At 64.1% G+C, this 9,055-nt stretch carries 7 protein-coding genes and 1 tRNA gene; 5 read left to right on the top strand and 3 right to left on the bottom strand.

Annotation, left to right across the window (positions count from 1 at the left end):
* Together VGE27_RS07965 and VGE27_RS07960 are read left to right on the top strand one after the other, a co-directional pair.
* Positions 1-526: cytochrome c (locus VGE27_RS07965; RefSeq protein ID WP_331049117.1), on the top strand; the 526-nt coding region annotated here is incomplete at its 5' end.
* On the top strand, positions 526-1,857 hold the full coding sequence (locus tag VGE27_RS07960) for a hypothetical protein (protein ID WP_331049116.1): 1,332 nt from the start codon (positions 526-528) through the stop codon (positions 1,855-1,857). The genes VGE27_RS07965 and VGE27_RS07960, both read left to right, overlap by 1 nt.
* A 138-nt stretch (positions 1,858-1,995) precedes the next feature.
* Here the strand turns inward: VGE27_RS07960 and VGE27_RS07955 are convergent, their stop codons facing one another.
* Positions 1,996-3,873: a sodium:solute symporter family protein gene (locus VGE27_RS07955; RefSeq protein WP_331049115.1), complete on the bottom strand. Its 1,878-nt coding sequence runs from the start codon at positions 3,871-3,873 to the stop codon at positions 1,996-1,998.
* Between the two features lie 164 nt (positions 3,874-4,037).
* On the opposite strand from VGE27_RS07955, the gene VGE27_RS07950 reads away from it, so the two are divergent.
* A tRNA-Ala gene (locus VGE27_RS07950) sits at positions 4,038-4,110 on the top strand.
* Positions 4,111-4,193: 83 nt separating this feature from the next.
* On the opposite strand, the gene VGE27_RS07945 is transcribed toward VGE27_RS07950, so the two are convergent.
* Positions 4,194-5,138, bottom strand: coding sequence for a DUF4394 domain-containing protein (locus VGE27_RS07945; RefSeq protein WP_331049114.1), 945 nt, complete (start codon positions 5,136-5,138; stop codon positions 4,194-4,196).
* 193 nt (positions 5,139-5,331) lie between these two features.
* Here VGE27_RS07945 and VGE27_RS07940 point away from each other — a divergent pair, with 193 nt between their 5' ends.
* Both VGE27_RS07940 and VGE27_RS07935 read left to right on the top strand, forming a co-directional pair.
* Positions 5,332-5,871, top strand: a complete 540-nt coding sequence (locus tag VGE27_RS07940) for a hypothetical protein (protein WP_331049113.1) — start codon at positions 5,332-5,334, stop codon at positions 5,869-5,871.
* Positions 5,872-5,919: 48 nt separating this feature from the next.
* Complete coding sequence (locus VGE27_RS07935; RefSeq protein ID WP_331049112.1) at positions 5,920-7,242, top strand: flotillin family protein; 1,323 nt, start codon at positions 5,920-5,922, stop codon at positions 7,240-7,242.
* Here VGE27_RS07935 and VGE27_RS07930 read toward each other — a convergent pair.
* On the bottom strand, positions 7,193-9,046 hold the full coding sequence (locus VGE27_RS07930; RefSeq protein ID WP_331049111.1) for a putative bifunctional diguanylate cyclase/phosphodiesterase: 1,854 nt from the start codon (positions 9,044-9,046) through the stop codon (positions 7,193-7,195). The genes VGE27_RS07935 and VGE27_RS07930 overlap by 50 nt on opposite strands.
* Positions 9,047-9,055 lie beyond the last annotated feature (9 nt).

The raw sequence follows: 9,055 nt of genomic DNA, 5'->3' as shown, positions 1-9,055 counted from the left end.
GCATCTCGTGACCGAAGCCTCGATCGAGAACGGCCGGAAGTACTACCAGATCAACTGCGCGGTCTGCCATGGCATGGCCGGCGACGGCAACGGTGGCCTCAAGAAGGTCAACGCCGCCTACGGCTTCAGCCCCAGCCTGCTCACGCCGCAGGCACAGGGCCGTACCGATGGCTACCTGTATGGCATGATCCGGAACGGCCGTGGTCTGATGCCGAGCTACAACCGCATCGAAGACCAGGACCGCTGGGATGTGGTGAATTACGTCCGTGCGCTGCAGGGCAAGAGCACGATCGCTGCTGACACCACGCTGATCGGGTATCCCGGCCAGAACGGCACCACGGTGCCGCGTGCCTCGGCCACCGCGCCCACGCTGCCGTCGCCGTACGTTCGCCCCACGCAGGCTCCCACGCCCGGTTCACCGAACATCAATTCGGCCACCTTCAAGGGCAACAACGAGTTCGACACCATGCGCAAGCTGCACGTCGGTCCGCCGGCACCGCATGGCACGGCCAAGGAGAAGCACTAGTGAGCCAGCACTATCACTATCCGACGCGCCAGGAGTTTGCGACGCGTCTGGCGGCCAAGCCGGTGCCGGCGAGCCTCAAGACGATCAGCCTCGTCGCAGCACTGGTGGGCGTGGCGGTCTTCGCGTTCGGTCTGTTCACCAACCCGGATCGGGCGTGGCAGGCACTGCACTTCAACTGGATGTACTTCGCGGTGATCTCCACCGCGGGTACGACGTTCGCCGCCGTGCAGCGTATCGTGACGGCGCGCTGGTCGCGCCCGATGATCCGCTTCACCGAAGGCTTCGTCGCCTTCGTGCCGGTGGCGTTCATCATCCTGCTCGGCATCCTGCTGTTCAGCGGTGACCACATTTTCACGTGGGCCGGCCGCGAAGCCGTGCCGACGATTGAAAAGGCGCAGTATCTCGATCCGACGTTCTTCCTGCTCCGTGGCATCTTCTTCTTCGGCCTCATCACTGTTCTCCAGCTGATCTTCGTCTGGAACTCGGTGAAGATGGACGTGGCGGTGCTGCCGGAATACGGCGCCAAGTGGGCAGCGGGTCTGCGCGCCAAGATGCGTGCCTCGTGGACGGGTGACGAGCGTCGCGAACTGCACTCGCAGCACTCGCTGCAGGGCAAGATCGCGGTCGCGGTGTGCATTGCGTTCCCGATCGGCTGGTGCTTCATGGCATGGGATTACTCCATGACCATCTCGCTGCACTTCCAGCAGACGATGTATGCCTGGATCGTGTTCATGAGCGGCTGGCTCAACATGATCATGCTCACCTCACTGTTGACCATGTGGTGGCGCAAGCATCTGCAGGCGCCGGACATCGTCACCATGGACCAGCTGTGGGACCTCGGCAAGCTCGGCTTCGCGTTCACGGCATTTGTCGGCTACATCAGCTTCAGCCAGTATCTGGTGATCTGGTACGGCAACATGCCGGAAGAGACGCACTTCTACCGTCTGCGCCTGTCGGGCGTGTGGAAGACGATGACGACGCTGATCCCGATCTTCGGATTCGTGCTGCCGTTCTTCGGTCTGATCTCCAAGGCCGCCAAGATGTACCTGCCCACGTTCGTGCTGTTCGCCGTGTGCAGCCTGATCGGTGTGTATCTCCACCGCTACATCGAGATCTATCCGAGCATCTACGGTGAGGCGACCAGCCTGCCGTTTGGCCTTCAGGAGATTGGCACCACCATCGGCTTCATCGGCCTGTGGGCGTTCAGCTACTTCTCGTTCATGGATGCCTTCCCGGTGATGCGCGTGTTCATGATGACCACGCCCTTCAAGGATGAAGTCCAGGTGCCGGTTGACCCGCGCACGATGGAACCGCTGCCCGCGCACGAGTAACGCTCGGGTTCAGCAGCAAAAAACCACGCGGGGCGAACGATCACTCGTTCGCCCCGCGTTTCGTTTGTCCTGCTCCCCGCCACCTCTCCATCTCCTTCCTGTTTCCTCTTGATATCATGACGCCGAGGAACAGGGAGTCTACTTCGCCGCACTCCACAGCTTCCGCGTCACCTGCAGCAATACCACGCCGCTCACGACAAAGATCGCGCCGAGCGTCCAGGCATTCGTGGCGCGAGTCGGATCACCCGGCAGGTAGAGGAAGTTGCCGATCGCAAAGAGCGACGACCAGATCACCACGCAGCCCGCCACCCAGCCAAGGAAGGACGTGCCCAGCTGATTCTCTCGGGACACCTCAATGTCTGACAGCCCTGCCGCCGCGCGCTGCGCCGTCCAACCCGGACCCGCTGGCTTCACCTTTCGTACGAAGGCCACCAGCGTCTCCTGCTGGGTGACAGGGCCAACGAACGCCGTGATCAACCAGGCCAGCGTCGTCAGACCAACCTGCACAATCGTGGTCACGGCAAAGCCGGCATCGGGCATGAGGCGCGGTACCGCGAGCGACGTAATGAGCGAAACGGCCATCGCGACGATCTCACACCACGCCGACACGCGCCACCACACCCATCGTGCGATGTACAGCAAGCCCGTGCCCGCACCGATGGAGAGCAATACCTGAAACGCCTGCTGCGCGGAGCTCATGCCCAGGCTGAGCAGGGCGGAGAACGCAAACAGGAACACCGTGGTGAGGCGGCCGGCCGCCACGTAGTGCGCATCGGGAGCATCGCGCCGGATGAAACGACGATAGAAATCGTGCACCAGGTACGACGATCCCCAGTTGAGATGCGTGAGGATGGTCGAAGAATTGGCCGCGAGCAGGCCGCCGATCATCAGTCCCACGAAGCCCACCGGCAGGAACTTGAGCATCGCCGGAAATGCCGAATCATGTCCGATGAGGGAGGCGTCGGCCGTGGGGAAGGCCGCCTTGATGCTCGCCAGATCGGGATAGACGATGATCGAGCACAGCGCCGTGATGATCCACGGCCACGGTCGCAGCACGTAGTGCGCGAGGTTGAAGAACAGCGTGCCGCCCAGTGAGTCCTTCTCCGACTTGGACGCCAGCATGCGCTGGGCGATGTAGGAGCCGCCACCCGGCTCAGCGCCCGGATACCAATTGGCCCACCAGCTGATCGCGATCGGCAGGATGAAGATCATCAACGCCAGATCGGACATCGCGAAGTTCGGCATCATGTCGAGAATCGGCTGCCCCGATCCATCCTTCATCGACATCACGGGCTGCGCATCGCCGGCTCCTTGCACCACCTGCTGCGTGGCGAGCGTGCCGATCAGCGCCTTGAGGCCGAGCCAGGCATCCGGTGCGCCGGCGAGACGACGACCCACTTCCACCAGCGAGAACCACGCCGCGGCAAACACCGCCGTCATCTTGATGAAGAACTGAATCATGTCGATGACCAGCACGCCCCACAGGCCGGAATGCGCCGCGAACACCACATTCAGCACACCGGTGAGCAGGATGGTCTGCCACGGCGCCAGCCCAAAGAGGATATTCGCGATCTTGCACGCCGCGAGTGTCACCATCCCCATGATGAAGCAATTGAAGAACAAGCCGAGATACACGGCGCGAAATCCGCGTACCCACGATGCTTCTTTGCCCGAGTAACGCAGCTCGTAGAACTCGAGGTCCGTGAGCACGCCGGATCGTCGCCACATACGGGCAAAGAAGAACACGGTCGCGATACCCGTGAGCACAAACGCCCACCACTGCCAGTTACCTGCCACACCGTAGCGACGGACCTGCTCGGTCACCCAGTTCGGGGTGTCGGAGGAGAAGGTGGTGGCGACCATCGAGAGGCCGGCCAGCCACCAGGGCACCGAACGACCGGATGCAAAAAATTCGGTGGTACTCGACGCCGAGCGTTTGGCCAGGAACAGGGCCGGGACGAAGCACACCAGAATGGTGAGCGCCACGATGGCCCAGTCGATCCAGGAGACGATCATGCAGGGGTGGGGTAGGGAGGTGATTCCCGAGGGCAGCCGGGATCGCGAGAATGTGCGGGATGGCGACCCCCACGGCAACGCGACACCGGTCTTTGCTCCGGTTCCTGCAGAGGCTTGGGGCATGCCTTTGCCAGCCGTAGTCACCGTGCTAAGTTGTACAGCTCGGGGCGTTAGCTCAGCTGGGAGAGCGCGCGCTTTGCAAGCGTGAGGTCATCGGTTCGATCCCGATACGCTCCATAGGTTCAATAGAAAGACAAACACAAAGAGGGCGGAGATCACGATCTCCGCCCTCTTTGTGTTTTCAACGCACCGCTCGCGAATCAGGGCGCGATCGCAATCCCACGCAGCGGTGCTGCGTTTGCCACGCCGCCGATCGGGAAGATCGTTCCCGACGCCAGGTTCACCTGATACAAGGTCGAGCCGGAAAAGCCCCCGCCAACAGTGAGCGTGGCGTATGCCGAACCATTGTTACCGGCGATGTCGAAGCCCACGTCACCCGTCGTGTTCACCCCGAGTGGCCCGACGGTGGTCATCACGCCGCTGTTCGGATCCGCCATGGTGGTGAGCACATCGCGTCCATAGTCGATTGCATAGATCGTCGTGGTGGTCGCACCACTGACGCTGTTCGTATAGGCCGTGCCACCGATCAGTGGTGCGACGGAGGCGCCGCCATCGCCGGGCGCATAGACGAGTGCGCCATCCGTGGCCGCGACTGAACCATCGGTCGCACCCCCGAGGCGGGGAACCAGTCGCAGATTCTGCGCCGCACTGCTGTGCACGCGAATTCGATTAGGCACCGGATTGAAGTCGAAACCGAACGACGTCCCGGTGAGTGCCGGCGTGAAGGCGGTCGTGCCGACGATCGTGGCCGCACCGGTCAACGTGTCGAGAGTGTACAGCCTGCTGGTGGAACCCAGCGCATACAGGCGCCCATCCACCGGGCCGAAGTCGATCCCCATCACCGATTCACCGGTCTGCAATCCGGCGATCGTCACGCGGCGCAGGATCAGATCCGGACGCGCCGCTCCAAACATCATGAGCGCGTTGTTGCCGTCCACCGCATAGATGCCTCGGCCATTGGCCGTGCCGGACGGACCTTGTGGACCAGCCGGGCCACTCGGGCCCGTCGGACCGGCGGGGCCAGCAGGCCCCTGCGCGCCATTTGCTCCCTGCGGACCCGTTGGTCCCGCATCACCTTGGCACGCCACCAATACGCACAACGCCAGCGCGCTCAATCCGCGTCCCATCAAAGCCTTGTGTTGCATCGTCGCACTCCCGGCTTCACAGCCCTGTGTTTCTGGTGATCCCCATTCAGTCGAAATCCTCCGGGACTACGCCGGCCAGCTGTTTCTGGATTGGATTTCCACGAGGAGGATTCACGGGCGTGTCTGGCATCACGCCGTGCAGGGGGGCTTATTTCCTCCCGTTGACGGATCCCACGGAACCGGGAGCTCTGCTATGTGGTGGGTATTTGTGGCCGCGCTGTTGTTTGGCGGCGCGCTGATCGCGATGAGTCTGTTCGGCAGCGATGGCGACGACCTCGGAGCGCATGCAGGACATGCGCACCATGACGTCGGCGACGCGGGCCTCTTTGCAGTGTTCTCGCTTCGCAACCTGACATGGGCGTCGTTCGCCTTTGGCGGCATCGGTTTGCTCGCTGTCCTGACGCACCGCGGGCCGGCGACCACATGGATCAGCGCGGGCGTGGCTGGGATCGGCACACTCCTCGGCGTGCACTACCTGTTCAAGGCGCTGCAACGAGGCGAGGCCTCCTCCGAGGCGCGTGACGCACTGGCAGTGGGCACCACTGCAGAGCTCGTGCTGCCTTTCAATGAAGACGGGGTGGGCGTGATCAGCTTTCGCGCCAACGGGCAACTGCATGAAATGCCCGCGCGTCGTGCCGTCGAAGTGGCGGACATGCCCAGCGAGTACTTCGCGGAGTGCCGCATCGGCTGGATCGAGAACGGGGTGGCTGTCGTGCAACCCACGGCCACCTGAAAACGCCCACCGCAGCAAGGGCCAGTCTTACCACAACGGAGTGATGCGATGAATCAGGTGCTCGACGGAGTCGGCGGCACCGCCCTGTTCTCCCTGGGCGGCGTAGTCTTTGTGATCATCATGATCATGTTGCTCATCGCCTCGGTGAAGCAGCTGCTGCTGATCGTGCCGCCCAACATGGTGGCCGTCATCACGGGCCGGAAACGCGCCCTCAGCGATGGTACTGCCGTCGGATATCGGGTAGTCCGCGGTGGGCGCACCTTCCGCATCCCGATTCTCGAGCAGGCGCAGTGGATGACGCTCAACACCATCCCACTGACCATCAGTGTGCGCAACGCCATCGCTCGTGGCGGTATCCCGATCGACGTGCAGGCGGTCGCCAACGTGAAGATCGCGTCCATGCCCGAGGAAGTGTTCAACAACGCCGTCGAGCGCATTCTCGGCAGCGAGCGGCAGGTGGCCGACCTGGCGCAGGAAACACTGGCCGCCAACCTGCGCGGCGTGCTCTCCACGCTGACGCCCGAAGAAGCCAACGAAGACCGCGTGAAGTTCGAGACCGAGCTGATGAAGGAGGTCACCCGCGACCTGCAGAAGCTCGGCCTCCAGCTCGACATGCTGAAAATCCAGAACATCAGCGACGACGCTGGTTACCTGCGCGCGTACGGCCGTATCCGCACAGCCGAGGTGCTCCGTGATGCCCAGATCGCGGAAGCACGCACCAAGGCGGAGACCGAGCGCGAGCAGGCCAGGGCCTCACAGGAAGCCGATGTGGCCCGCGCCCAGTCGCAGGTGATCATCGCGGCGGCGCAGAATGAGCTGCGTGTGAAGCAGGCGGAGCTCGACCGTCAGGCGCAGATCGCCGAACGCACGGCACGTGCCGCGGCCGACGAGGCGCAGGCCCGCGCGGAAAAGGCAGTGGAAGAAGCGCGCGTCGAAGTGACCCGCGTGCGCCTGCAGGTGGAGCAGGTCGAACCGGCGCGCGCCCGCGCCGAAGCGGCCCGGGCCGACGCCGAAGCCGCCGCCGCGCCGGTCATCGCGCAGGGTGAGGCACAGGCGAAGGCACTTCAGGCCATCCAGCAGCAGCTGTTGGCGGCCGGTGATCGTGGGCTGTCGTTGCTGTACCTGCAGCAGCTGCCGGACATGATCGACCGTCTGGCCGAAGCGGCCAGCGATGTGAAGATCGATCGCCTGGTCGTGCTCGACAGCGGCGACGGATCAGGCGCGGCCAATGCCACCCAGCAGAAGCTGGGCGTGATGATGAAGCTGCTCGAAGCGGCGAGCGCTCAGTACGGCGTGAACCCCGATGACTTCATCAAGGGGCTCAGCCAGCGGCTGGGCGGCGGGGCAACACCGAAGGCCGACGAGCGCTGATCGGCTCCGCGGGCGGGTTGCTGCCAACACGGTTGTGCAGCAACCCGCGCATCTGTTCGATGGGCAGGGCATCGCTGAAATGCCGCCCCTGCTGTGTGAAGCACTGCAATCGGGCGAGTCGCTGCGACTGTTCGGCGCTCTCCACACCCTCGGCGATCACTTCCATTCCGAGGCCGCGGGCCAGACGCACCATGCCCGAAACAATGGCCAGATCGCGCTGATCGACCATCAGCTGGCTGACGAAACGCCGGTCGATCTTGATGCCATCCACCGGTGCGTCGCGAAGAAATGTCAGTGACGCGTGCCCAACGCCAAAGTCATCGACGACCAGCCGCAGCCCCAGCGCCTTGAGCGCGCGCAGGGTTTCCATGGCCGTTTCGCCGTCCACCATGGTGCTGCTCTCGGTGAGTTCCAACGTGAGAGCATCGGGCGGACATCCTGTATTGGCAAGCACTTGCGCCACTCGACGTTCGAAACCGTGTTCGCGGAGTTGTACCGCCGACAGGTTCACGCACACCCGCAAGGACGAGAGCGAAGGGTGGGTGGCGCGCCAATGGACGATGGCGCGGCACGCCCCCTCGAGCACCATTTCGCCGATCGGGACAATGAGCCCCGTGTCTTCGGCGAGGGGGAGAAAGCCGGCCGGTGCAATCAATCCGCGATCGGGATCGCGCCAGCGCAGCAGCGCCTCGGCGGCCACGATGCGATCCCCGATGACATCGAGGATGGGCTGAAAGTGTACCTCGAACTCGCCGCGACCAACCGCCGCGCGCAATCGAGCTTCCCGGCGCCGCGAGACCGTTTCCGCGGCCGAAGGCAAGGGCTCGAGCTCCGCGTTGATCGCCAACACGCCCAGCGTGGGGGTGTGCATGCGGCCGCGACGGCGTTGGTACTTCTCGCGATACATGTCGGCGTCGGCCGCGTCGATCAGGTCCTGCGCGACCGCACCATCCAGGGGCGACATGGCGCACCCGATGCTGGCCTCGATCGTGAGCGATTCGCTGTCCGACACCGGGATGGGAGTGCGGAGGGAGTCCGTGATGCTGTCCTTGACGAAGGCCACGTCGCGCCGGCTGGTGACATCGGGCAGGAGGACGACGAACTCATCGCCACCCAATCGTGCGACGGCATCTGACCGGCGCACGCTTTCCAGCAACCGGCCGGCCACCGCCTTGAGGAGCACATCGCCCAGCGCGTGCCCGCGTGTGTCATTGATGGCCTTGAAGCCGTCCAGATCGACAAAAATCAGTCCGGTCTTGCGGTTGTACCGGCTGCCGAAGGCGAGGGCGCGCTCGAGTTGATCCTGGAATAGTTCGCGGTTGGCCAGCCCAGTCAGCGGATCATGGGTGGCCCGGTGGGCCGCGTCTACGCGGGCGGCCTCCAGCATGGCGAGGCGGCGCTGGCGTTCGATCGCAAAGCCCAGCATGCGCACCAGCGTCTCTGGAGCCATGCCCTTCTCCGTGCACTCCTGCGCGCCGGCCCGAAGCGCGCGCAGGGCCATCATGTCGTCCAGTGCCGCCGTGTGTACCACGATCGGCAGCAGCGGCGCCGCACCGCGTACACCCACCACAGTGGCAATGCCACCCGCGTCCGGGAGCCCGAGCTCCAACAGCACGGCGTCGGGTGGGTTGTCCATCAGCGCACGGATGGTCTGCGCCATGGTTCCGCTGCGCACGAATTCGGCGCCGGTACCAAGGCGGCGTCGAAGGGCGGCCTCTGTATGCATCGCCGTGACCGCATCATGGTCGGCGATCAGGATACGAAGCCGCTTGGGAGCAGCGGGCACGCCGGTGTCGGCAGACACTAGTGGCAG

This window comes from Gemmatimonas sp., assembly GCF_036405635.1.
GTDB lineage: Bacteria > Gemmatimonadota > Gemmatimonadetes > Gemmatimonadales > Gemmatimonadaceae > Gemmatimonas.
This window is presented reverse-complemented; position numbering and strand designations above follow the sequence as displayed.

What these genes read in the sequence shown, in the direction of transcription:
- VGE27_RS07955 (WP_331049115.1), bottom strand. Translation starts at nt 3,873, where the DNA reads ATGATCGTCTCCTGGATCGACTGGGCCATCGTGGCGCTCACCATTCTG.
- VGE27_RS07945 (WP_331049114.1), bottom strand. Translation starts at nt 5,138, where the DNA reads ATGCAACACAAGGCTTTGATGGGACGCGGATTGAGCGCGCTGGCGTTG.
- VGE27_RS07940 (WP_331049113.1), top strand. Translation starts at nt 5,332, where the DNA reads ATGTGGTGGGTATTTGTGGCCGCGCTGTTGTTTGGCGGCGCGCTGATC.
- VGE27_RS07935 (WP_331049112.1), top strand. Translation starts at nt 5,920, where the DNA reads ATGAATCAGGTGCTCGACGGAGTCGGCGGCACCGCCCTGTTCTCCCTG.